This window comes from Ruegeria sp. YTSC230, from assembly GCF_059609665.1.
This window is the reverse complement of record NZ_JBXWMC010000010.1, coordinates 174,370-198,692: the sequence shown is the minus strand read 5'-3', so window position 1 is coordinate 198,692 and position 24,323 is coordinate 174,370. Positions and strand designations below refer to the sequence as shown.

Here is a 24,323-nt window from a genome sequence, read left to right as displayed (position 1 = left end):
TACTGGTCCCCCGTAAACCGCGTCGACAACGCATATGGCGACAGAAACCTAATCTGCACATGCCCCCCAATGGACGCTTACGAAGAAGCCGCTGAGTAAATTTAGAACCCCCGTTTCAAAGCGGGGGTTTATCCTAGGGTGTGAAGCCAACGGGCACGCCAAATGGCGGCGTGTCCACGCTTGTACCGGTGAGGGCATGCAGAAATTCGACGAGGCTGTTGATCTCATCTTCAGACAATTCCAGCGGGGTAATGTCGATTTTGCTGCGTACACGCTGCATTTCAAATCGGTCGTGCCGTACAATGAAATCTGCCTTTTGTAGCCATGGTACGTTGGGCAGTGCTGCCGTCACGGGTGTCCAGTTCGCGAAACTTGCTACAGGGTCCAAATGATGGCGGATCATGCTTTCGAGATCCGGGAAGGCTCCGTTGTGGCCGTAAGGTGCGGTCAGGGCCACGTTGCGCAGCATCGGAGTGCGAAAGCGATAGGCATCCTCTAGCCGGTCACTTTCGCCCATACGTCCAACGTCCCTGACATAAGGGTCCCACTGCCGGGTGCGGCCGGGACCAAAGGGCGGCAGGGCCAGAGCGTGAAACTCCTGATCGGACATCAGCGGGCCAGAATGGCAGGCCGAGCAACGGGCATTGCCGTAGAATAGATCCATCCCATTCATTTGTTCCGGCGACAGGGCATTGGTGTCCCCGGCTAAATATCGATCAAACGGGCTGTCAGTGCTGCGCCATTCAATGGCCATGAAGGCGGCCAATGCGTTGGCGATCTGCGTGATCGAGATGTCTTCGGTCGTTTCAACATCATCATACGCGGCCATGATGGCCGGGCCGTAACGAGGATCGGTACGGACGCGTTTGGCCAATATTGGCCAGCCTTTGTCGATCCGGTCATGTACGGCCCCAGTTACCTGGTTCTCGGCCACGTTACCCGCCATTTCGAATTGCGACGTCAGCGGGAAAAGCGCCTGCGCGGCCAACAAGGAATTCAACCCCTCGGGCAACCATTCCTGTGCAGGCGAGTTGAAGCCATTGCCATAAACATCCGAAATACTAAGGCGACCGTCATGGAACAGGGTGTGAATGTCCCTTGCCCCAAGATTCCAAAGACCCGGAGAATTTCGGGGGATACGTTTTCGGATCTTGTCGTCTCCGGTGCCCGGTGTGCGCTCAGGTCCTAAGCCCTGACCGCCTTCGCCAATGCCCAGCGACAATCCATCGGACGTTCCGAAATCGGGGTGATGGCAATGGGCGCAGGTGATGTTCTGATTGCCGGACAGGATCGGATCGTAAAACAGTTGATGACCGATGGCGGCCTGTTCCATATCAAAGGCGATGAAGTCATTATCCGTCAGCGGGCGCGGTAATTCCTGCGCTGCCGCCGCGCCGACGAAAAGGAAAACAGCCCCATGCGCCAGTTTGTATTTGCCCTTTGCTGTCTTGCGACCCCGGCGCTGGCCGAACTGGAGCAGGCCCGTGACATGATGGAGGCCGGCGCATTTGAGGCCGCGCGCGAGGAACTGATGCCCGCTGCCCGATCGGGCAATGCCGAGGCAGAGGAACTGATTGGCGTGATGTACGGCCTTGGGCTGGGCGTCGAGCAAGACTATGAAAGGGCGTTTGAATGGTATTTGCGCGCCTCGATGAAAGGGCATCCGGGGGCGCAGTCCGGCGTTGGCTGGTACTATGAGTTGGGCCTTGGCATGCCCGAGCCTGATTTGGTGCGGGCTTATATGTGGTACACGCTCAGCGCCATTGGCGGCGATCCCGATGCGGCAATCAGCCTTGAGGAAGTAGTCAAGAAAATGTCGCCGGAGCAGATCGAAAAAGCGCATGTTCTGGTCAACGACTACAAAGGGTGGATGTACCCGTTTCGGTAAAAGGGCCGGGCCATAAGGCCCGACCCACAATCGATTAATTCAGGTCCGCATCGCGCGACGCATTGATCTCGCCTTCGGCGATGGACACGGCCTCGGTCAGCGCGGCAAAGATCTCATCCCCACGGGCCACGTTGGATTGGAACCACTCGTAAACCGGTGTTGCTGCGTCTTTGAACGCGGCTTTCTGATCGGGAGTTGGAACGTACAGATCACCACCACCTGCGACGAAATCTTCATAGGCCTGGATCGACTTGCGCTTGGGCGATGCAAAGGTCGCTTGCTGCAGGGCATAGAACCCATCCACCACAACACGGCGCAGTTCTTCGGGCATCTCCTGGAACTTGGCATTATTCATCCACCACAGTGCACCCATGTAGGCGTGGCCGTCCAGCGTGACGTATTGCAGGCCCGCATCCGGGAACTTCATGCCCATGATGTCGGTGATGCCGTTCTTGGATCCCTCAACAACGCCAGTCTGGAAACTGGTGAACAGTTCCGGCCACGGGATCGGGGTGGGCGACGCGCCCAGAGCCTTGACCAGTTCCTGAGGCAGGTCGGCGACCACGGTGCGGATTTTCAGGCCTTCCATGTCGGCAGGTTCTGCGATCCGGCGTTGCGTGTTCGCGAAGTTCCGCCAGCCACCGGTATTGCCGATGGTCATCAGGCGGATCGCACCGCCGGAATCCTCCAGCGCCATCTCGCGCATTGTGCGGGTGAAATCACCAGATAGTACACGCTCGGCCACGCGGTCATCCGCCATCAGGTAGGGCAGGTCGAGAACCTGCACATATGGGAAGATGCCCGACGCGCCACCAGAGGTGGAGATGTAGATGTCGATTGTGCCATCAGCCACACCCTGCAGGCATTCGGCGCCATTCGAACAGAGTTGCGTACCGATGAACAGCTCCACCTCAATCGCGCCGTTTGAGGCCGCTTCGACATAGTTCTTGAAGACGATCAGGCCGTCATAGTCCTCGTCGTTTTCGTTTGAGTTTGCGGTCGCGCGCAGCGTGTAGTCAGCCGCAGTGGCCGCAATGGCGGTTGCGGCAACCAGCGACGTCGCTAAGGCTGCTGTTTTGATAAATCTTCCGAGCATGCGTTTCCTCCCTGTGATACTCAGTCAGTTTGCAAATCCCGTTATGCGCGGGATCGTCATGGATAGTGCGGGGATATAGGTGATCAAAAAGATCACTATGATTTCGACAGCCAGAAACGGCAGGATCGCCTTGGCGATCGTCTCGACCTTTTCGCGCGACACGGCGGCGGCCACGAACAGGACCAGACCCATGGGCGGCGTGGCTAGACCAACGGTCAGGTTGACGCTCATGATGATGGCAAAGTGGATTGGATCGACGCCCAGGCTGGTGAAGATCGGCGCAAGGATCGGGCCAAGGATTATGATCGCGGGACCTGCGTCCAGGAACATGCCGACAACGAACAGCAGCAGGTTGATCAGGAACAGCAGGATCAGCGGATTTTCCGACAGGCTGAGGATCAATTGCGCCAGTTGTTCGGGCGCATGGCTCAGGCTGACCACCGTTTTGAACGCCATCGCTGCACCCACCAGCAACAAAACGACGGCCGAGGTCAGACCCGCATTGCTGAGAATTTCAGGCACCTCTTTCAGCGTCAGCGTGCGCAGGACAAAAAAGCCGATGAGGAACGCATAGCCGACAGCGACCGCCGCGGCCTCGGTTGGGGTGAAGATACCACCCAGAATACCGCCCAGAATGATGACAGGTGTCAGCAGGGGGAAGAACGCTTTGAGGCTGGCCTGACGGCGCTCGCCCCAGGTGTATTTTCGGCTGGCGACGGGGAAGTCGTACTTGTCGGCCATCACCTTGATCATCAGCATCAAGCCGACGCCGACCATCACGCCGGGTACGATGCCGGCAAGAAAAAGAGCGGCCACGCTTTCGCCCATGACATAGGCGTAGATGATCATGATGCCTGATGGTGGAATGATCGGTCCGATCACGGAACTGGCCGCCGTGATCGCGGCGGCGAACTTGCGGGTATAGCCCTGTTTTTCCATCGCTGGGATCAGCATTGAACCCAGCGCCGACGTATCGGCCACGGCTGAGCCTGACAGCCCGGCAAACAGGATCGAACTCAGCACATTTACATGCGCCAGACCGCCCCGAAAATGGCCCATCAGGGCTTGGCTGAACTCAACCAGACGGATTGTGATGCCGCCGCGGTTCATCAACTCTCCGGCCAGCATGAAGAAGGGGATGGCCATCAGCGGAAAGCTGTCCATGCCGTTATAGACATTGCGATACAGCAGCGTGATGTCGGCCGTCTGACCGTTCAACCACAGAAGAATGCCTGGTGCAGCCAGCAATGCGAAAAAGACCGGCAGGCCGATCAGCAGAAACACCAGAAATGTGGGCAGGAACCATATCAGCATCTATTCGGCCCCCACAGGTGCATCGGCAATGTCCGGCAGCAGATGACCGCCGCCCAACAGGGTCACGACGGCGCGCAAGATCAGCTCGATATTGACTGAAATCAGCAGGATGACCCCAACCAACAGTGAGGCCATCATCCAGCTGCGCGGAATGCGGTACCACTCGTCAAACCCAAAGGACGTTGGCAGATACAGCGCAGCGGTGGCGAACTTGCCGCCAAACCCGGTGACCTCGGACCAGCCGATTTTGACGGCCACCAGCAAAACGGCCAGCGAAACCAGCAGCAGCAGGATGTTCAGGGTTTGCCCAACCCCTCGCGGCAGCATCAGGGGCACCATGTCGATAGCGACAAACCCGCCGCGCCGAAATGCCGTGGGGGCCATCAGGCCGGTCATCCATAGCATGCAGAACCGAGCGGCCTCATCCGGCCAAGGCAGCGCGTTGCCCAGAACGTATCTGAAAAACACCTGAATCAGGATCGCGATTACCATAAGCGCAATCGCAACGACACCAACCGCGCGGCCCAATCGCAGCACGGTTTCATTAACAAACGCGATCGGTGCAAGCACCGACGTCAATCCGCCCATGCGGATCCTCCCTTTTCAGCCGCGGGTTTCCACCGCGACAGTTATTCCGCGCTTACTGGTGCGCGAATTGGCCGAGCTTTCCGGCGTAGAAGGTCAATGCGTCTCCGTCCGCCATACTGGCACGCAGGACCTTTCCAATAACGATAACGTGGTCGCCAGCGTCGTGATAAGCGTGTTGCTCACATTCGAAACGGGCCAGACAATCGGGCAGCAGCGGGGTTCCATTTTCACAGCGCTCGTGGTCGATATCCTGAAGCGCAAACGCGTCTTTCGAGCATCCAAAGCAAAGCTCGGCCTGTTCCGCTGAAAGGACGTGAACACTGAAATGCCGTGCTTCTTGGAAATAACGGAACCGGCGCGAGTTGCGATCGCCTGCCCACATGACAAGTGGTGGGTCCAGCGAAAGGGACGAGAAACTGTTTGCGGTGATGCAAACCGGCCCGTCTGTGCTGTCACAGGTGACAACGGTGACACCGGTGGCAAAACGACCAAAAGCGTCGCGCAAGGTTCGGGTATCGTCCCTGTGGGGAACGAATGTGCGGGTCATGTCCTTTGAGATTGCATTCATCATGGTACCTCATGCCCCAGTGCCGCCTCATACAGGCGGTACCAGCTTTCGCGATCCAAATTGACTTTCAGCGCGTCAGAGATGCGCTTGATCCGGTCCAGATTGTTGGTGCCCAAGACTGGAAGAATGCCTGCAGGGTGGGCCAGAAGAAACGCCACCGCCACGGCGGCGCGATCCACGCCGAATTCCTCAGCGATTTCGTCCGCTACAACCCCGACCGGAGGGTTTCCAGCCATCAGCAACCCGCCACCCAAGGGTGACCACGCCATCACAGGCTGGCCATGCTGCTGATGAAACGCCAGATCACCGTTGGTGAAGGGGCCGATTTCGCCCAGAGAAATCTCGATCTGGTTGGTCACCAATTGGGTTTTCATCGCCGATTGCAGCAGGCTCCAGTCCCATGGGCGGAAATTGGACACGCCAACCGCGCCGACCTTGCCGCCGGCGACAACTTCGTCCAGCGCGGCACCTGTTTCGTGATGATCCATGAATGGATCGGGGCGGTGAATCAGCAGCAGGTCGATATGATCGATGGCCATTTCGGACAGCGATGTTTCAACCGATTTCAGTATATGCGCGCGCGAGGTGTCATAGTATTTGCACTTGGCGTCCGCATACCGACCCATCGGCGCGACGATGTCACATTTGGTGACGATTTCCATCTGCTGACGCAGGCCTGGATTTGCGCGCAAGGCATTGCCCAGAACGGCCTCGGCCGCGTATCCGCCATAGATATCGGCCTGATCGAATGTGGTGATGCCCTGATCCAGACAGGCCTGAATCTTGGCCTCGACATGGTCTGCCGATGTATCCGTATCATCGCCCAGCCGCCACATGCCATAGACAAGGCGGCTCATGTCCAGCGAGTCAGATAGTTTTACACGTTGCATCAGCGGCGAACTCCATTGCCCAGCGGGGTGGCCGGGGTATTTGCGGGAACCCTTCCGTAAGCTTCGGGAAGGGAACAGGTTTTCAGATTAGGCATAACACGGCTGCCAAAATGGCGGGCCTCGTCCATGTGAGGATAGCCCGAGAAGATGAAGGCGCGGATGCCCATCTTCTGATACTCTTCGATCTTGGACATGACCTGATCGGTCGATCCGACCAGTGCTGCGCCGCACCCCGACCGTGCGCGGCCAACGCCGGTCCAAAGGCCGGGTTCGACATAGCCATATTCATCCGCCAGATCGCGGTTTTTGGCCTGATGAGCGACGCCCAGTGATGTCGAATCCAAAGCACGCTCACGGATGGCCCGACCGTATTCGTCATCCAGTTTTGAGACGATGTAGTCGGCGTATTCCTGCGCTTCGGCCTCGGTATCGCGGACAATCATGTGCACGCGCAGGCCGTAATCCAGTGTGCGGTTGTAGTTCTCGGCAACCGCGTGGACGGCTTTCATCCGTTCGGCCAGTTGATCTTTGGTTTCGGGCCACATCAGGTAGACGTCGCAATGTTCACCGCACAGTTCCAGAGCGGATGGGGAGTAGCCCCCGAAATACAGTAGCGGCCCGCCGGTTTGATATGGCTTCGCCGGGTCGGTCGTCAGGCCCGAGAAGCTATAGACCTCGCCCGCATGATTGATCTCATCCTGCGTCCACGCCTGTTTCAGGATCTCGACCACTTCGCGAGAACGCTGATAACGATAGGCGCTGTCGGCTTTCTCTCCAGGGAAATCGGATGAGATGATGTTGACCGTCAAACGCCCCTGCAGCATGTGATCCAGCGTTGCGATGGTGCGGGCCAGCATAATGGGCTGCATTTCGCCACAGCGCACCGCGGCCAGCATGTTGATTTTGTCGGTGATCGGCGCGCAGCCTGCCACAAAGCTAAGCGTGTCTTGCCCCACCTGATAGGACGACGGGCAGAGGATGTTTCTAAACCCTTGCGCCTCGGCCTCTTTCACGATGCCTGAACAGTGATCCCAGCTGGATCGCAGGCCACCATCGGGCATTCCAAGAAACTGGTAATCGTCCGAACACAGCGCCGCAAACCACGAAACCTCGGCCGCATTCAGATCGGGTGAGGTGATGGGGACGATGGTCATCTGATTCGTTCTCCGCAGGACAGTGACTTTCCTCTTGCGTAGCAATCACAATGATGTAGATCAATGGTGTATCAATTTTTCCTGCGACTGAGTGAAGCGCCCAAAGATGTCTTCTGCCAACCGAAACCCGAATGCCCTGCCGGTTTATGTTCAGATTGCCGAGCTTTTGATCCGCGACATCGCCGCCGGTCGCCTGATTGATGGTGAGCGTTTGCCGCCCGAACGGGACCTTGCTGCGGAACTGAAGGTATCGGTAGGGACCCTGCGAAAATCGCTGGCTGAGTTAGAGAAAAAAGGGATGCTCGAGCGTATTCAGGGATCAGGGAATTACGTACGCGAGACCGGAACACAGAACAGCGTCTATGCGATGTTCCGTCTTGAACTGCCCGAGGGGGGTGGGTTGCCGCGGGCAGATATCCTCTCGGTCGACCACCTGAAAAAGCCTGTGGATCTGCCGCGCTTTGGTTCATCGGACATGGGATCGCGGGTGCGTCGGATGCGGTATCTGAATGACACAATTATCGCGGTTGAAGAAATCTGGCTGGATGAGTCTGCTGGTTTGATTGATCGACAGCTGCTGTCCGACTCGCTTTATCGGTACTACCAGCACCAGTTGGGGTTCTGGATCACGCGTGCGGAAGACAGGGTTTCCCTCGGGATGTTGCCGGATTGGACGCCCCCTGATTTCACCAGGCCAGCCGGAGAAACGGTTGGCTACATCGAACGGTTCAGCTGGTCGGAAAAACCCGAACCGGTTGAGTTTTCAAAAACATGGTTCGACCCGGATCGGGCCACCTATGTCCAACGACTGAAGTAAAAGGAACTGCGCATGACCCGGACCATTCACTACGGGCTGATCGGATGCGGTATGATGGGGCAGGAACACCTGCACAATATTGCCCTGCTGGACGACACGCGCGTTTCAGCGATCTTTGAGCCTGACGCTGAGATGGCGAAGGCTGCTCAGGCGATTGCGCCTGACGCGGTGATGGTGTCTTCGGTCGAAGAATTGCTTGCGGTCGACGATCTGGACTGCGTCGTCATCGTTAGCCCCAACCACCTGCATGTGGATCAAATCGAAGAGATTGCCCGGACGCGCCCGTTGCCGTTGTTGGTAGAGAAACCTCTTTTCACAGATCCGGTGGATGCGGTGCGGCTTGAGGCGCTGCAGCGTGATTATCCGCACCCGATCTGGGTTGCGATGGAATACCGCTATATGCCGCCCATTGCTGCGCTGATTGCAGAGGCTGAGGCCACGGGCGGCGTTAAGATGCTGTCGATCCGCGAGCATCGGTTTCCGTTTCTGAAAAAAGTCGGGAACTGGAACCGGTTCAACCGGAATACCGGCGGAACATTTGTCGAGAAGTGCTGCCATTTCTTCGACCTGATGCGTTTGATCCTGCAATCCGATCCGGTTCGCGTTACAGCCAGCGGCGGGCAGGCGGTTAACCATCTGGATGAGGACTATGAGGGCGAAACGCCCGATATCCTTGACCATGGCTATGTCATCGTGGACTTCGCCTCGGGCGCGCGCGCGATGCTGGAACTTTGCATGTTTGCCGAAGGATCACGGTATCAAGAGGAAATCTCAGCCGTTGGGCAAGACGCCAAGATCGAAGCGTTGGTGCCAGGGCCGGGGCGGTTCTGGCCAGAACATCTGGGCGCGCCGCCGGTCCCGCAGATCATTGTCAGCCCACGTGCCCCAAAAGGTCCGGTCACCAAAGAAATACCCGTCGATCCGCGCCTGTTGGCCGCCGGGGACCACAATGGTTCAACTTTCTACCAACATCAGGGGTTCTTAGCTGTTCTACGAGGCGAAAAGGCACAGCCTGACGTCACCCTGAACGATGGCCTTTGGGCCGTGCGCATCGGTTTGGCGGCGCAACAGGCATTGGAAACCGGAGAGACTGTGCGCCTCTCGTCTTGATGCCGATAGGAAACCTGCGTTCCAGATACGCACATAATCGGGTGTCGTTTTTGGCACCCGATACGTCTTTTCCGCTTGCTGGGCGTTGTTCGAGGCAATAGCTCTGTCTGTGGGACACCCCTCCCCAACGAGGGGCGTGTATCTGTAAGGGTAATACACATGAGCATTGAACAACCGGCGACGCGGCCGGCAAATCCGCGTTTCTCCTCAGGCCCCTGCGCCAAACCCCCCACATTTGATCTGACCAAACTGGCCGATGCCGCGCTGGGCCGGTCGCACCGTGCAGCTGTCGGCAAGGACAAGCTGAAGGCCGCGATCGAAGGCACGCGTGAGGTTCTGGGCATTCCGGCAGATTACAAGATCGGCATCGTTCCCGCCTCGGATACCGGTGCGGTTGAAATGGCCCTGTGGTCGCTGTTGGGCGAACGCAAGGTCGAGATGTTGGCCTGGGAGAGCTTTGGGTCCGGTTGGGTGACCGACGTCGTTAAACAGCTGAAGATCGACGCAGAGGTTAAGACGGCAGACTACGGCCAACTCGTTGATCTGGCCTCGATTGATTTCGCCAATGACGTTGTCTTTACGTGGAACGGCACCACCTCGGGCGTCCGGGTTCCCAATGGCGACTGGATCGCGGATGACCGTCAGGGTCTGACGATCTGTGACGCAACCTCGGCTGCGTTTGCGATGGACCTGACCTGGGACAAACTGGATGTGACCACCTTTAGCTGGCAGAAAGTGCTGGGCGGTGAAGCGGCGCACGGGATGTTGATCCTGAGCCCCCGTGCAGTGGAGCGGCTGGAAAGCTACACCCCCGCATGGCCCCTGCCCAAGATTTTCCGCCTGACCAAGGGCGGCAAGCTGATCGACGGTATATTTACCGGTGCAACGATCAACACGCCCTCGATGCTGGCGGTCGAAGATTACTTGTTCGCATTGGACTGGGCGCGCTCGGTTGGTGGTTTGCAGGGCCTGATCGCCCGTGCGAATGCCAATGCCGGTGCGGTTCACGCGTTCTGCGGCCAAAACGACTGGATCGCCAATCTGGCAGAGGATGCGGCGACACAGTCGAACACTTCGGTCTGCCTGAAGTTCACCGACACACGCATTCAGGACGGTGCGACATTCGCCAAAGCTGTGGCCAAGCGGCTTGAGGCTGAGAATATCGCATTGGATATCGGCGCCTACCGATACGCACCCGCAGGCCTGCGCATCTGGTGCGGTGGCACGGTTGAAACCTCGGATATCGAGGCGATGTTGCCCTGGCTGGCATGGGCCTTTGAGGCCGAGATCGCGGCGCAGACAGAAGCTGCCTGACCCTTTTTACCGGGCCGTCTCAGGCCCGGATTTTTCATGACATTCAAGGACCACAAACATGGCCCCCAAAGTACTCGTATCCGACAAACTCAGCGAAACCGCCGTGCAGATATTCCGCGACCGCGGCATCGACGTGGATTTCATGCCCGATCTGGGCAAGGACAAGGACAAGCTGGCCGAGCTGATTGGCCAGTATGATGGTCTCGCCATCCGTTCGGCCACCAAGGTTACGCCGACCTTGCTGGAAAAAGCCGACAATCTAAAAGTGATCGGTCGCGCTGGTATTGGCACCGACAATGTCGACAAGGATGCCGCGTCAAAAAAAGGTGTGATCGTCATGAACACGCCGTTTGGCAACATGATCACCACCGCCGAACACGCAATTGCGATGATGTTCGCCGTTGCGCGTCAAATCCCCGAGGCCAGCACGTCGACCCATGCAGGCAAATGGGAAAAATCCAAATTCATGGGCATCGAGCTGACCAATAAGACCCTCGGCGTCATTGGCGCGGGCAACATTGGCGGTATTGTTTGTGAACGTGCGCTGGGCCTGAAAATGAAGGTCGTCGCCTACGATCCCTTTCTCGGCGAAGAGAAAGCCGCCAAGATGGGCGTCGAAAAGGTCGAGTTGGACGAGTTGCTGGCCCGCGCCGATTTCATCACACTGCACGTGCCGCTGACCGACCAGACGCGCAATATCCTGAGCCGTGAAAACCTGGCCAAGACCAAGCCCGGCGTACGCATCGTCAACTGCGCCCGTGGTGGTCTGGTCGACGAAGAGGCGCTGGCCGAGATGCTGCAATCCGGCCATGTCGCAGGGGCCGCGTTTGATGTGTTCAAAGAAGAACCGGCAAAGGACAACCCGCTGTTCAACTTGCCGAACGTCGTCTGCACGCCACACCTTGGTGCTGCAACGACCGAAGCGCAGGAAAATGTTGCCCTGCAGGTGGCTGAACAAATCTCGAACTATCTGCTGACTGGCGCGGTGGAAAACGCGCTGAACATGCCCAGCGTCACTGCCGAAGAAGCCAAGGTCATGGGTCCATGGATCAAGTTGGCCGGTCACCTGGGTAGTTTCATTGGTCAGATGACCGATGAACCGGTTAAGGCAATCAACATCCTGTATGACGGTGTCGCGGCTGAGATGAACCTGGCTGCTCTGAACTGCGCCGTGGTTGCCGGGATCATGAAAAAATTCAACCCGGAAGTGAACATGGTGTCAGCCCCGGTTGTAGCGAAAGAGCGCGGGATTCAGCTATCGACCACCAATCAGGACAAGACCGGTGTCTTTGACGGCTACATCAAGGTGACTGTAGTAACCGATAAGCGCGAACGCTCGATCGGGGGTACGGTTTTCAGCGATGGCAAACCACGCTTTATCCAGATCAAAGGCATCAATATCGACGCCGAAGTCGGTGCCCATATGCTCTATACCACCAACGAAGACGTTCCGGGCATCATCGGCGCGCTGGGTCAGACCATGGGCGAGAACGACGTGAACATCGCTAACTTTACGCTGGGCCGTGCCGAAGCGGGCGGAGAAGCGATTGCTTTGCTGTACGTGGACGAACCTGTTCCGGCCGAAGCGCGGGCGAAACTGGCGGAAACGGGGCTATTCACTCAGATCAAACCGCTGGAATTTGACGTAGCATAAGATTCTGTCCGAAAATTGTGACCTTGGCGATGCCCGTGCAAAAAATGTGCGGGCATTGTCTTTTTTCTGCAACCGAGTTGTTGCACAAAGTGACTGACATATTCCAAGAGGTAGCGTTTTGAGCATCCCAATTTACGCGGTCGGCGATATCCATGGGCAAATGGGCATGCTGAAAAACGCGCTATCCCGGATCGAGGCGGATGGCGGGCCGGATGCGCGTGTTGTCTTTCTTGGGGACTATGTGGATCGTGGCCCGAACAGCCGGGAGGTTCTGGATCTGCTGATCGAAGGGCGCAAGGCGGGGCGTAACTGGGTCATGGTCAAAGGCAACCATGACCGGATGATGGTCCGTTTCGTGCAGGATTGCGAGATCGCAGACAAGCAGTTGCCGATCACTTTGAACTGGCTGAATCCCCGGCTTGGGGGCCAAGAGACGCTGGCATCCTACGGTGTCGAGGTCACGGACAATGACCGGATCTTTCAGGTTCACGAACGGGCCTGCGCCGCTGTGCCGCCGGAACATTTGGACTTTATCAATGCTTTGCCAACCTATCATCAAGAGGGTGAGCTATTGTTCGTTCACGCTGGCATCCGACCTGGTATCCCCTTGGCGCAGCAATCCGAGGATGATCTGGTTTGGATACGACAAGAGTTCTTAATCGAATCCAGCCCGTACCCTTGGCTGATCGTGCATGGGCACACACCCGTGGATACGGCGGAGCATTGCGGCAATCGTGTCAATCTGGACGCAGGGGCAGGTTATGGTCGACCACTGGCCACAGCCGTGTTCGAAGGGCGTCAGTGCTGGTTGCTGACGGACGCCGGCCGGGTCCCGTTAGAGCCTAATCCGCGGTAAACATATCTTTGTAAAGCTCGCGCAAGGCGTTCTTTTGCACTTTCCCCATAGTGTTTCGGGGCAGCTCATTCAGCACGATCAGTTGGCTGGGGTGTTTGAACCGCGCCAGTTGGTTCTGAACGCTGGCCATAATGGCATCAAGGTCAGGCGCTCGGCCCGGTTCTGCAACCAGAATACCCAGAACGGTTTCGCCGAAATCAGCGTGTGGCACGCCAATTACGGCGCTTTCCAGCACACCGGGCTGGTCGTCCAGCACCAGTTCGACCTCTTTGGGGTAGATGTTGAACCCGCCCGAAATGATCAGGTCCTTGCCGCGTCCCACGATGTGTACGTAACCATCCACGTCCACGCGTCCGAGATCACCGGTGATAAAGAACCCGTCTTCGCGCAATTCCGCAGCGGTTTTTTCGGGCATTTGCCAATAACCTTCGAAGACGTTTGGTCCGCGCACTTCGATCATTCCTATCTCGCCTTGCGGTAATGCCTCGCCGGTTTCAGGGTTGGTTACCTTTAGTTCGACACCCGGCAGCGGGAACCCGACAGTTCCTGCGCGACGTTCACCGTCATAGGGGTTCGAGGTGTTCATATTGGTTTCCGTCATACCATAGCGTTCAAGGATGCGGTGTCCGGTTCGGTCCTCGAACCGTTCATGCGTCTCGGCCAGCAGGGGGGCCGAACCCGAGATGAACAACCGCATGTGCTGCGCCAGATCACCGGTGAACCGATCATCCGCCAGCAATCGGGTATAGAAGGTCGGCACGCCCATCATCGAGGTCGCATTGGGCATCAGGCGAAGGACATCATCCAGATCAAACTTCGGCAGAAAGATCATCGAACCGCCCGAAGCCAGAATAACGTTCGTCGCTACAAACAACCCGTGGGTATGAAAGATCGGCAAGGCGTGCAGCAGCACATCATCCTGGGTAAACCGCCATTCGTCCACCAGCGTCTCGGCATTGGACAGCAGGTTGGCTTGCGTCAGCATCGCACCTTTGGAGCGCCCGGTCGTGCCAGAGGTGTAGAGGAATGCGGCAAGATCACCTTCGGTCCGCTTGACTGGTTCGAAGGCAGGAAGCATACCCAATGCCCGCCGCATCAAGCTGCCCGACCCATCTGCGTTGAGCGTCTCTAACCTTGCGTTTTGCGCCTCGGCGATGGGCGTCAGTTCCGCTTGTTTGGCGGCATCGCAAACCACCAGCGCAGCCCCACTGTTTTCGATGAAATAGCAAAGCTCGCCGGATGTGTAGGCCGTGTTCAACGGCAAAAAGATCAGCCCGGTTTGGGCGCAAGCCGCGTAGAGCGCCAGCGCTTCTGGTGATTTTTCCACCTGAACAGCAACTCGGTCTCCGGGCTCAAGCTCGTACCCGTTCAAAGCGTTAGCGATTCGGGCTGCCGTGTCCAGAAAAGCCGCGTGGGTAATGGTCTGGCCGTCGGGCAGAAGAAGGAAAGGCGTATCCTTGCCTGCATGGATGCCAAACAACCGATCATAGAGTGGGTTACCCATCCCATATTTCCTTCGCGCAGGATCAGAATACGCTGAATCTGGCGTGGATTAGGGGCACGGTAAAGCAGAAATCGCGGTCAGCTCAGAACTGAGTGGTCATCCGGTACCCGGCGGCGAAGTACATCTTTGCAAAGGTGACTGGCTGGCCCTCAAGCCATGTGATCCGTTCGCCCGTGAACACCGGCTCGCCGATGGGCAGGTCCAGGAATGCGGCCACCGAGTCATCGGCGCGGCTGGCCAGGAAACTCAGCTCGACATTGGTGAAGGGAACGGTCTGAATAAGCCATTCATTCGGGCCTATTGAGGCGAAGTCCGCATTCACCACCTCCGGAACCGAGTCTATGACGATCCACCGGTCTTCGTATTGAAACGGAGTATTGCCGTTAAAATGCATGCAGCGAACATGCATCACGTGTTGGTCCGGTTTCAGCGCCAGTCTTGCGCACAGCCAATCGGGCGCTCGCTCGGCAACAGACGAGACCAGCGCATAGCGATAGATTCCGCCCAACGCCTCAACCTCGTCCCGCACCTTGGGTATCGTGAAACGGGCCTGCCTTTGCGGCGCGCTTAGAACCCGTGTACCGGCTTTGCGGCGACGCTCCAGAAACCCTTCGTCCGCCAGCTCTCGCATTGCGCGGTTCACGGTCGTTCTGGTGCACGAGAATTCGACGGCCAGGTCCTGCTCGTTGGGCAGCAGCGTATCCGGCTGCCACTCACCCGACCGAATGCGCGCCAGCACGGTTTCCTTGATGTCCCTGTAGCTGGTGGTTTCGTTAGATTGGGTCATGGTGCCTCTGGTTACCTGAATAGGTGCGTTTAGACGTCTGCCAAAAGATCGGCAATCGCCGACCGATACGCGGGAATTATCCGATCCCGTTCGATGTGGCGGCCTTGCTGCACCATGTGGCGCCCTGCTGACCAAAGATCGGTTACCAATCCATCGGGTGCTGCAAAGCACAGACCGTCCAGCACCTGTTCGTCAGTTAGTGCGCAGATCGTGGGATGAGATCGGTCGATCGCCACAAGGTCGGCCAGCTTGCCGACAGCGATTTCCCCGGTATTTCGTCCCAATGCCTGCGCGCCCCCTTGTGCGGCCCCTGTATACAACGCCTGGCCGACTGAGCCTTCATTTTTGACCAAAACCGTCCGCGCATGGTCCCGCAGGCGTTGAGAATATTCCAAAGTCCGCAGTTCCTCAGGCAAAGAAATCCTCACGTTAGAGTCTGATCCCACGCCAAAGCGACCACCTTCTTCGACATAAACTGCACCGTTGAAAATACCGTCGCCCAAATTCGCCTCGGTAATCGGGCACAACCCGGCAACGGCGCCCGAACGCGCAACGGCGCGTGTTTCGGCATCGGTCATATGAGTTGCGTGGATAAGGCACCACCGGTCATCGACGTCGACATGGTCCAGCAGCCACTCGACCGGCCGCTGTCCAAGCGCGGCCTCTACATCGGCCACTTCTTTCAGCTGTTCGGCGATGTGGATGTGGACGGGATCATCAGGAGTGGCATTCAGGACCTTGCGCAAATCCGAAGGCGATGTTGCCCGCAGAGAATGCGGGGCGATACCGATCACAGAATCCGCATGCGGTGGAGCTAAACGGCATTCCTCGACCAGGTTCAGAAACTGATCCACAGAATTGCCAAAGCGTAGCTGACCGCCCGCCAAGGGTTGTTGTTCGACACCGCCGTAGGTGTAGAGAACCGGAAGGTGCGTCAAACCGATTCCAGTTTGGGTGGCCGCAGCAAATATGCGCTGACTCAGTTCCGACACGTGGTCGTAGCGCCCGCCGCCCGGCTGATGATGGATATAGTGAAACTCACCGACCGAGGCATATCCGGCCTCTTGCATCTCCAGATAGACCAAAGCGGCAATGGGCTCTACGTGATCCGGCGTCAATCTGTCCAGGAACCGGTACATCAGAGTGCGCCAGGTCCAAAAGCTCTCGCGCCCGGCGGCGCGCACTTCTGTCATACCGGCCATCGCGCGCTGAAAGGCGTGGCTGTGCAGGTTTCCCAAGGCTGGCAGCAAGACATCAACCTGTGTGTCTCCGGATCGCGCGGTCGCTTGTGATTCCAAGCTTTGGATCTGACCGTGCGCGATTTCTACCCGCAAGTTACTGATCCAATCAGAGCCTAATAAAGCCGTTTTCGCATGGATGGTCATCGCATTTCCATTTTGTGTAGACTTTAAACTTTTATACGTATACGAAAAATCTAACGACAAAGGGAGCCCAAAAGAATCGATATGGTCAAAAAATCTGTCCTTTTGAGCACGCGGGTGGCGACCATGGACGATGGCGCCGAACCTTATGGGATAGTTCAGGACGCAGCACTTGTTGTTGATGGTGAGAAAATTGCCTGGATCGGGCCTCGGAATGCACTGCCTGCTGACTATTCTGACTGGCCGACCGCGGACTATGGCGACCGGCTGATAACGCCGGCGCCAATCGACGCCCACACCCATGTCGTCTTTGGTGGCAACAGGGCGGTCGAGTTCGAAATGCGTCTGAATGGTGCCTCGTATGAAGAGATCGCGCGCGCAGGTGGTGGAATTCTGTCGACTGTCACAGCGACCCGTTCGGCCAGCGAAGAGGCCCTGTTAGAGGATGCCTTGACGCGAGTGGACGCCCTGATGGCCGACGGCGTGTCGTGCATCGAGGTCAAATCGGGCTATGGTCTGGACACCGACTCAGAGCTCAAGATGCTGCGCGTCGCGCGCCGGATCGGCCAAGTGCGCCCGGTGCGAGTGAAAACAAGTTTTCTAGGAGCACATGCGGTGCCGCCTGAGTTCCAGGCGCGCGCTGATACCTACATTCGCGATGTTTGCATCCCGACTCTGCGTTTGGCGCATGAAGAGGGGCTGGTGGATGCCGTTGATGGCTTTTGTGAGGGGATCGCCTTTGATCCGTCTCAGATCGCTAAGGTCTTCGATGTGGCGAAAGAACTGAACCTTCCGGTCAAGTTGCATGCAGAGCAGCTTTCGAACCTCGGAGGGGCAGCCCTGGCGGCTTCTTACGGGGCGTTGTCGGCAGATCATATCGAATATCTGGACCAGGTTGGCGTGGCCGCCATGGCACAGGCCGGAACCGTGGGTGTGCTGCTGCCGGGGGCGTTCTATACGCTGCACGAAACACAGGTGCCGCCGGTTGAACTGCTGCGCCAGTATGGGGTGCCGATTGCGCTGGCGACGGATTGCAACCCCGGCTCGTCCCCTCTGACGTCGCTTCTGCTGACCATGAATATGGCTTGCACCTTGTTCCGCCTGACGCCGGAAGAGGCATTGGCTGGCGTGACCCGCAATGCGGCGCAAGCCTTGGGCCTGACCGACACTGGCACAATAACTGAAGGCAAACGCGCGGACCTGACGGTATGGGACATCACGCACCCAGCCGAGCTGTCCTATCGGATCGGCTTCAACCCGCTGCACGCCCGCATTTTCGGAGGTTTGTAATGAAGACCCTGTCGCTTGTGCCCGGTCAGGTCACGCTGTCGGATCTGTCCGAAGTGTATTGGTCGCAGCCCGCAGTATCGCTGGATGACGGGTGCAAACCCAAGGTGGAGGCTGCAGCCAAACGCATTCTCGAAGCTGCGGCCGGGGAAGACCCGGTTTATGGCGTTAACACCGGGTTCGGAAAACTGGCCAGCCACAAGATCGCGGCAAAGGATACTTCGACCCTTCAGCGCAACCTGATCCTCAGCCATTGCTGCGGCGTTGGTTCGGCCGTGCCACGCCGTGTGACCCGGCTGATGATGACGCTAAAACTGTTGTCCTTCGGACGCGGAGCATCGGGTGTGCGTTGGGAGCTGATCGACCTGTTGCAGCAGATGCTGGCCATGGGCGTGACCCCGGTTATTCCCGCGCAGGGGTCGGTCGGGGCCTCGGGCGATCTTGCGCCCCTGGCGCATATGACAGCCGTAGTCATCGGCGAAGGTGAAGCCGAGGTTGACGGAACCATCCTGCCGGGGGGGAAAGCGCTAAAATCGGTTGGATTAGAGCCTATTCAACTCGGTCCTAAGGAAGGGCTTGCCTTTATCAACGGCACGCAATTCTCGACTGCCTTTGCGCTGGCCGGTCTGTTCGAAGCCTGGCGTGCAGCGCAAAGCGCGCTGGTCATCTCGGCCCTGTCGACGGATGCGATCATGGGATCGACTGCGCCCTTGCAACCCGAAATCCATACCCTGCGTGGGCACCGCGGCCAGACCGAAGCCGCCAGCGCCATGCGTGCCACACTGGCCGGGTCCGAGATCCGCGAAAGCCACCGGGACGGCGACACGCGCGTTCAGGACCCATATTGCATCCGATGCCAGCCGCAGGTCACCGGCGCGGCCATGGATGTCATGCGCCAAGCGGCCACCACGCTTGAGATCGAGGCGAACGCGGCCACCGACAACCCGCTGGTTCTGACTGAGGCGGGTGCCATCGTTTCAGGCGGGAACTTCCATGCCGAACCCGTTGGCTTTGCCGCAGACATGATTGCACTGGCGGTGTCCGAGGTCGGCGCGATTGCGCAGCGGCGCATTGCCTTGATGGTCGACCCGACGCTCAGCTTTGATCTGCCGCCGTTCCTGACGCCTGATCCCGGCCTGAACTCAGGTCTGATGATTGCCGAAGTCACGACCGCCGCCTTGATGAGCGAGAATAAGCACCTTGCCAATCCTTGCGTGACTGACAGTACACCGACCTCGGCCAACCAGGAGGATCACGTGTCGATGGCTGCACATGGTGCGCGGCGTCTGACGCGGATGGTCGAAAACCTGAACTACATTCTTGGTGTTGAGTTGCTTTGCGCCGCTCAGGGGGTGGAGTTCCGCGCACCGCTGGCAACCAGCGAACCGTTGCAACGGGTCATGGATAGGGTACGGGCAGAGATCCCAACACTGAACGAAGACCGCTATTTGGCACCCGATCTGGAAACATCCAAGTGCATGGTGGCTGAGGGTGACATCCTTGGGGCAGTGGGTGCCCAGATGCCGGGGCTGTTCTGATGCAGGTGTTCAGCGTTCAGCGCGGGGAAGGTCCCATTGTGCTGGGCCAGCCTCATGGCGGAACTTATGTGCCAGACGAAACAGCGGTCCGTCTGAATGACAACGGGCGCGGTATGGCGGATACGGACTGGCACATAAATAGGCTCTATAAGGGGATATTGGATGATGTCACGGTCGTGCAGTCGCATGTTCATCGCTACGTCATCGACGCCAATCGTGATCCGTTCGGGGCCTCGCTATATCCGGGCCAGAATACCACCACCCTTGTGCCTCTGACCGATTTCGACGGGCAGCAGATCTGGAATGACGGGCAATCACCATCCGAGGATGAAGTCGAAGATCGACGGCGCAAATACCACACACCTTATCACGCTGCCCTTCTGGATGAACTGAGCCGCGTTCGGGACCGGCACGGCATGGCGATCCTGTTTGATTGCCACTCGATCCGGTCGCTGATCCCGTTTCTGTTCGAAGGCGAATTGCCGGTGTTCAACACTGGAACCAATGATGGGCTGACGTGCGACACGGCCATTGAGCAAGCCGTGCACGACGTGGCGAGCAAGGCCGAAGGTTTCACTTCGGTCCTGAATGGCCGGTTTCGCGGGGGATGGACCACCCGCCACTATGGTCGCCCTTCTGATGGCATACACGCCATCCAGATGGAGATCGCGCAGCGGGCTTACATGGACGAGACACCCCCGTGGACATGGCGCGAGGACCGCGCTGCGAAACTGCGCCCCCATTTGACAACTATGCTGACCCGCATCAACGATCTTGCCCTCTCGGGCGAATTGACCAGACAAGGAGCCCAGAAATGAGCGATCCGCGCAAAAACACCCGCGATATCTATCCACCGACCGGCCCCGAGTTGAACGCCAAAAGCTGGGTGACCGAGGCCCCGCTGCGGATGCTGATGAACAACCTGCACCCGGATGTGGCCGAGAACCCGCATGAGTTGGTGGTCTATGGTGGTATCGGTCGCGCGGCCCGCACGTGGGAGGATTTCGACACTATTGTTGCCGGTCTGAAGGATTTGGAGGAAGACGAAACGCTGATCGTCCAGTCCGGCAAGCCGGTCGCGATCATCCGCACGCACAAGGATTCGCCGCGGGTGCTGATCGCCAATTCCAACCTCGTTCCACATTGGGCGACCTGGGATCACTTCAACGAGCTCGATAAGAAGGGCCTGATGATGTACGGCCAGATGACCGCTGGCTCGTGGATTTACATCGGCACGCAGGGTATCGTTCAGGGCACCTATGAGACCTTTGCCGAAGCGGGGCGTCAGCATTGCAACGGTGACCTGACAGGCAAGTGGATTCTGACCGGAGGTCTGGGTGGAATGGGCGGCGCGCAACCGCTGGCGGCCGTGTTCGCAGGCGCCTCATGTCTGGCTGTTGAGTGTAACCCGGACAGCATCGATTTCCGCCTACGGACCAAATACCTCGACGAAAAGGCCGAAACGCTGGACGAAGCGCTGGAGATGATTGACCGCTGGACCAGGGCTGGCGAAGCGAAGTCGGTTGGTCTGCTGGGCAATGCGGCAGAGGTTTTCCCCGAGATCTATGCTCGGATGCAGGCGGGCGGGATGCGTCCTGATATCGTCACCGACCAAACCAGCGCGCATGATCCGATTAACGGTTATCTGCCATTGGGCTGGACTATGGGAGAGTGGCGCGAAAAGCGTGAAACAGACCCTAAATCGGTGGAAAAAGCCGCTCGCGCTTCGATGAAGCAGCATGTCGCGGCGATGGTGGATTTCTGGAACGCGGACGTTCCGACGCTGGATTACGGCAATAACATCCGGCAGGTCGCTCAGGATGAGGGGCTTGAGAACGCCTTTGCCTTCCCCGGCTTTGTACCCGCTTATATCCGCCCGCTGTTTTGCAAAGGCATCGGCCCGTTCCGCTGGTGTGCTCTGTCGGGCGACCCCGAGGACATCTACAAAACCGATGCCAAGATGAAGGAACTGTTCCCCGAGAATGAGCACCTGCATCGCTGGATCGACATGGCGCAAGAGCGGATCGCGTTTCAGGGTCTACCTGCGCGTATCTGCTGGATTGGATTGGGTGACCGACACCGGGCTGGGCTGGCGTTCAATGAGATGGTCGCCAATGGCGAGCTAAAGGCGCCGGTGGTGATCGGACGCGACCATTTGGACTCGGGGTCTGTGGCCAGCCCCAACCGCGAGACTGAGGCGATGCTGGATGGCTCGGATGCGGTCAGCGACTGGCCGTTGCTGAATGCGCTGATCAATACGGCGAGCGGGGCGACATGGGTGTCTCTGCATCACGGTGGTGGCGTCGGGATGGGCTTTAGCCAACATGCGGGTGTTGTGATCTGTGCCGATGGCACCGAAGATGCCGCGCGGCGGTTGGAAAGGGTTCTCTGGAACGACCCGGCCTCGGGCGTCTGGCGCCATGCGGATGCAGGGTACGACATTGCCAAGGATTGCGCGCGGGCCCATGGGCTGCGCCTGCCGGGTATTTTGGGCTAGTTCGAAACAGACTCTGGCGAAAATGCTGCACCTGCGATATGCGCAGGTGAGCTTGCCGGAGATCGAATATGTACGTTGCCACCCTGTTGACCGACCCCGATGTGTCTAATCTGGAATTGTCGCTGGTCGAGTCCTTGCGGAACGCATGGGGCGGTGGTGAGATCGTTTGGCTCAGCCCGGATGAAGCAGCAGAGTTCCATCTTAGCGAAATGCCGGGCAACCGGTGGGATGCCTGGGCGGACCTGCAGCAAATGGGCGTGGATCTGGTTGTCCAACCGACCGAAGGCCGCCGTAAGAAGATGCTGTTGGCCGATATGGACAGCACCATGATCCAACAGGAATGCATCGACGAACTGGCGGATGAGGCCGGCGTCGGCGACCGCGTTAAGGATATCACCGCACGCGCCATGAATGGCGAGTTGGACTTTGAGGGCGCGCTGACCGAACGGGTTGGTCTGTTGAAAGGTCTGGATGAGGCGGTGATCGGTAAAGTACTGGATGAACGCATCACTCTGATGCCGGGCGGCAAGGAACTGGTCGCGACGATGCGCCAGAACGGAAGCTATGCCGCCTTGGTCTCGGGCGGTTTCACGGCGTTTACCGCAAAAGTGGCCGAGGTGCTGGGCTTTGACGAGAACCGTGCCAACACCCTGCTGGCCCAAAACGGAAAACTGACCGGGGATGTACTGCGGCCCATTTTGGGGCGTCAAGCCAAGGTGGATGCCTTGGAACAGATCACCGCGCGACTGGGTTTGCGTGAAGAAGACGTTATTGCCGTAGGCGACGGGGCCAACGATCTGGGGATGCTGCACCGCGCGGGAACAGGGGTGGCCCTGCATGCCAAGCCCACGGTTGCCGAGCAATGCGAGGTTCGGATCAACCATGGCGATCTGACAGCATTGCTGTACGTTCAGGGCTATAGCCGCTCGGAATTTGTGTCCGATTAAAGGTCTTCCCTTTATTTAACTTACGTGTTAAATAAAGGCTATGAACACTCTGATAAATGCTTTTTCTGCTTTGTCCGATTCCACTCGGTTCTCGATCGTTGAGCAACTGATGCAGGACGGAGAGCTGCCTGCCGGTGACCTGATCCAAGGGCGCGGTATGTCGGGCGCAGCGATTTCGCGCCATCTGAAAGTGCTGCGCGAGGCCGGATTGGTGCAACAGCGCGTCCACGGCACCCAGCGGATGTATTCTATCCAGCCCGACGGGCTGCGGGCGATTGCGGAATGGACCATCTCAAAACGTCAGTTCTGGGAAAACAGCCTCGATCGTCTGGGCGACCTCATTGAAAGGGAAAACTCATGGCCGACCTGAAACTGGAACGTGAGTTCCCGACCACCCCCGAAAACCTGTTTGCCTGGATAAGTGACGGGGCGAAGCTGTTGCAGTGGTGGGGGCCCGAAGGGGTGCATGTGCCCGAGCATGACCTGAATTTCTCACGCACGGGGCCCTGGTATTCAATAATGAAGAACGCAGAGGGCCAGACATTTAAAGTCTCGGGCCACGTAACCCATGTTGATCCGCCCAATTCGGTTGGGTTCACTTGGGCCTGGCATGACGATCAGGATCAGCGCGGGCCGGAAAGTCACGTGACGTTTTCGGTCGTTGCGACCGAAAACGGGGCGCGGCTAGTTCTGGATCACCGCGAACTGGCAGATGCCGAGGCCGCAGCAAACCACAACATGGGCTGGACATCATCGCTGGCCAAGCTTGAGGCGCAGTTTGGATAAGTTTTCATTAGGGAGGAAATAAAATGCCACAATATTTGTTTGTCTATCACGGCGGAACTACACCAACCGACCCTGCCGAAGTCGAAGCAACTATGGCCGCCTGGGGCGCATGGTTTCAAGGCATGGGTGAGGCGCTGGACATTCCCGGCAACCCGGTTGGTCAATCCTATACGGTCAGCAACGGAAGCGTCGTCGACAATGGCGGCGCAAACCCGGCATCCGGCTATACGGTTGTAAAGGCCGATAGCATTGATGCCGCGACCGAAATGGCCAAGGGCTGTCCCATGGTAGTCAACGGCTCAGGCTCGGTCGAAGTGGCCGAGGTGCATGAAATCGAAATGTAACC

General features: G+C 58.1%; 24 protein-coding genes. 14 read left to right on the top strand and 10 right to left on the bottom strand.

Going from position 1 to position 24,323, the window contains the following annotated elements; genetic code table 11:
- Positions 1–133: 133 nt before the first annotated feature.
- A complete protein-coding gene (locus AC2FD9_RS19310) occupies positions 134–1,333 on the bottom strand; it encodes a cytochrome-c peroxidase (RefSeq protein ID WP_496838432.1) in 1,200 nt (399 codons plus the stop codon).
- Between the two features lie 84 nt (positions 1,334–1,417).
- On the opposite strand from AC2FD9_RS19310, the gene AC2FD9_RS19305 reads away from it, so the two are divergent.
- Positions 1,418–1,888 (top strand): tetratricopeptide repeat protein, encoded by a 471-nt coding sequence (locus tag AC2FD9_RS19305; protein WP_496838431.1) that lies wholly within the window; start codon positions 1,418–1,420, stop codon positions 1,886–1,888.
- Between the two features lie 34 nt (positions 1,889–1,922).
- On the opposite strand, the gene AC2FD9_RS19300 is transcribed toward AC2FD9_RS19305, so the two are convergent.
- The 6 genes from AC2FD9_RS19300 to AC2FD9_RS19275 are packed head-to-tail and all read right to left on the bottom strand — an operon-like array spanning position 1,923 to position 7,498.
- A complete protein-coding gene (locus AC2FD9_RS19300; protein ID WP_496838430.1) occupies positions 1,923–2,984 on the bottom strand; it encodes a TRAP transporter substrate-binding protein in 1,062 nt (353 codons plus the stop codon).
- Positions 2,985–3,008: 24 nt separating this feature from the next.
- On the bottom strand, positions 3,009–4,298 hold the full coding sequence (locus AC2FD9_RS19295; RefSeq protein WP_282152903.1) for a TRAP transporter large permease: 1,290 nt from the start codon (positions 4,296–4,298) through the stop codon (positions 3,009–3,011).
- Entirely contained in the window at positions 4,299–4,886 is a 588-nt protein-coding gene (locus tag AC2FD9_RS19290; RefSeq protein WP_058272639.1) for a TRAP transporter small permease, read from the bottom strand.
- Positions 4,887–4,938: 52 nt separating this feature from the next.
- The gene (locus AC2FD9_RS19285; protein WP_058272664.1) at positions 4,939–5,454 is read right to left on the bottom strand and encodes a flavin reductase family protein; all 516 of its coding nucleotides are present in this window, start codon (positions 5,452–5,454) and stop codon (positions 4,939–4,941) included.
- On the bottom strand, positions 5,454–6,344 hold the full coding sequence (locus tag AC2FD9_RS19280) for an aldo/keto reductase (RefSeq protein ID WP_496838427.1): 891 nt from the start codon (positions 6,342–6,344) through the stop codon (positions 5,454–5,456). The genes AC2FD9_RS19285 and AC2FD9_RS19280 overlap by 1 nt, the downstream gene beginning before the upstream one ends.
- Positions 6,344–7,498: an LLM class flavin-dependent oxidoreductase gene (locus tag AC2FD9_RS19275; protein WP_058272637.1), complete on the bottom strand. Its 1,155-nt coding sequence runs from the start codon at positions 7,496–7,498 to the stop codon at positions 6,344–6,346. Before AC2FD9_RS19275 ends, AC2FD9_RS19280 begins: the two co-directional genes overlap by 1 nt.
- A 106-nt stretch (positions 7,499–7,604) precedes the next feature.
- Here AC2FD9_RS19275 and AC2FD9_RS19270 point away from each other — a divergent pair, with 106 nt between their 5' ends.
- The 5 genes from AC2FD9_RS19270 (at position 7,605) to AC2FD9_RS19250 (ending at position 13,249) form a co-directional block, all read left to right on the top strand.
- Positions 7,605–8,315: a GntR family transcriptional regulator gene (locus AC2FD9_RS19270; protein ID WP_496838424.1), complete on the top strand. Its 711-nt coding sequence runs from the start codon at positions 7,605–7,607 to the stop codon at positions 8,313–8,315.
- Positions 8,316–8,327: 12 nt separating this feature from the next.
- Complete coding sequence (locus AC2FD9_RS19265; protein WP_496838422.1) at positions 8,328–9,425, top strand: Gfo/Idh/MocA family protein; 1,098 nt, start codon at positions 8,328–8,330, stop codon at positions 9,423–9,425.
- Positions 9,426–9,584: 159 nt separating this feature from the next.
- Positions 9,585–10,739, top strand: a complete 1,155-nt coding sequence (locus tag AC2FD9_RS19260) for a phosphoserine transaminase (RefSeq protein ID WP_496838420.1) — start codon at positions 9,585–9,587, stop codon at positions 10,737–10,739.
- Positions 10,740–10,797: 58 nt separating this feature from the next.
- Positions 10,798–12,393, top strand: a complete 1,596-nt coding sequence (serA, locus tag AC2FD9_RS19255) for a phosphoglycerate dehydrogenase (RefSeq protein WP_058272633.1) — start codon at positions 10,798–10,800, stop codon at positions 12,391–12,393.
- A gap of 118 nt (positions 12,394–12,511) precedes the next feature.
- Complete coding sequence (locus AC2FD9_RS19250) at positions 12,512–13,249, top strand: metallophosphoesterase family protein (RefSeq protein ID WP_496838418.1); 738 nt, start codon at positions 12,512–12,514, stop codon at positions 13,247–13,249.
- On the opposite strand, the gene AC2FD9_RS19245 is transcribed toward AC2FD9_RS19250, so the two are convergent.
- The 3 genes from AC2FD9_RS19245 to AC2FD9_RS19235 form a co-directional block, all read right to left on the bottom strand.
- On the bottom strand, positions 13,236–14,753 hold the full coding sequence (locus AC2FD9_RS19245; protein ID WP_496838416.1) for a malonate--CoA ligase: 1,518 nt from the start codon (positions 14,751–14,753) through the stop codon (positions 13,236–13,238). The genes AC2FD9_RS19250 and AC2FD9_RS19245 overlap by 14 nt on opposite strands.
- An 82-nt stretch (positions 14,754–14,835) precedes the next feature.
- Positions 14,836–15,540 (bottom strand): histidine utilization transcriptional repressor HutC, encoded by a 705-nt coding sequence (hutC, locus tag AC2FD9_RS19240; RefSeq protein WP_496838414.1) that lies wholly within the window; start codon positions 15,538–15,540, stop codon positions 14,836–14,838.
- A 29-nt stretch (positions 15,541–15,569) separates the two neighbouring features.
- Complete coding sequence (locus AC2FD9_RS19235) at positions 15,570–16,925, bottom strand: formimidoylglutamate deiminase (RefSeq protein WP_496838412.1); 1,356 nt, start codon at positions 16,923–16,925, stop codon at positions 15,570–15,572.
- 81 nt (positions 16,926–17,006) lie between these two features.
- On the opposite strand from AC2FD9_RS19235, the gene hutI reads away from it, so the two are divergent.
- The 8 genes from hutI to AC2FD9_RS19195 all read left to right on the top strand — a co-directional run bounded on the left by hutI (position 17,007) and on the right by AC2FD9_RS19195 (position 24,321).
- Positions 17,007–18,212 (top strand): imidazolonepropionase, encoded by a 1,206-nt coding sequence (gene hutI, locus AC2FD9_RS19230; protein WP_496735519.1) that lies wholly within the window; start codon positions 17,007–17,009, stop codon positions 18,210–18,212.
- Positions 18,212–19,747 carry a histidine ammonia-lyase gene (hutH, locus tag AC2FD9_RS19225; protein WP_496838411.1) on the top strand — a complete coding sequence of 512 codons (1,536 nt, stop codon included), beginning with the start codon at positions 18,212–18,214 and terminating at the stop codon, positions 19,745–19,747. Before hutI ends, hutH begins: the two co-directional genes overlap by 1 nt.
- On the top strand, positions 19,747–20,565 hold the full coding sequence (gene hutG / locus AC2FD9_RS19220) for an N-formylglutamate deformylase (protein ID WP_496838410.1): 819 nt from the start codon (positions 19,747–19,749) through the stop codon (positions 20,563–20,565). The genes hutH and hutG overlap by 1 nt, the downstream gene beginning before the upstream one ends.
- Positions 20,562–22,244 (top strand): urocanate hydratase, encoded by a 1,683-nt coding sequence (gene hutU / locus AC2FD9_RS19215; RefSeq protein ID WP_496838408.1) that lies wholly within the window; start codon positions 20,562–20,564, stop codon positions 22,242–22,244. The genes hutG and hutU overlap by 4 nt, the downstream gene beginning before the upstream one ends.
- Before the next feature lie 68 nt (positions 22,245–22,312).
- Entirely contained in the window at positions 22,313–23,191 is an 879-nt protein-coding gene (gene serB / locus AC2FD9_RS19210; RefSeq protein WP_496726507.1) for a phosphoserine phosphatase SerB, read from the top strand.
- Between the two features lie 40 nt (positions 23,192–23,231).
- Complete coding sequence (locus tag AC2FD9_RS19205; RefSeq protein ID WP_282120371.1) at positions 23,232–23,561, top strand: ArsR/SmtB family transcription factor; 330 nt, start codon at positions 23,232–23,234, stop codon at positions 23,559–23,561.
- Positions 23,549–23,977, top strand: coding sequence for an SRPBCC family protein (locus AC2FD9_RS19200; RefSeq protein WP_282120370.1), 429 nt, complete (start codon positions 23,549–23,551; stop codon positions 23,975–23,977). Before AC2FD9_RS19205 ends, AC2FD9_RS19200 begins: the two co-directional genes overlap by 13 nt.
- Positions 23,978–24,000: 23 nt before the next feature.
- Positions 24,001–24,321: a YciI family protein gene (locus tag AC2FD9_RS19195; protein WP_496838405.1), complete on the top strand. Its 321-nt coding sequence runs from the start codon at positions 24,001–24,003 to the stop codon at positions 24,319–24,321.
- The last annotated feature ends 2 nt before the right edge of the window (positions 24,322–24,323 follow it).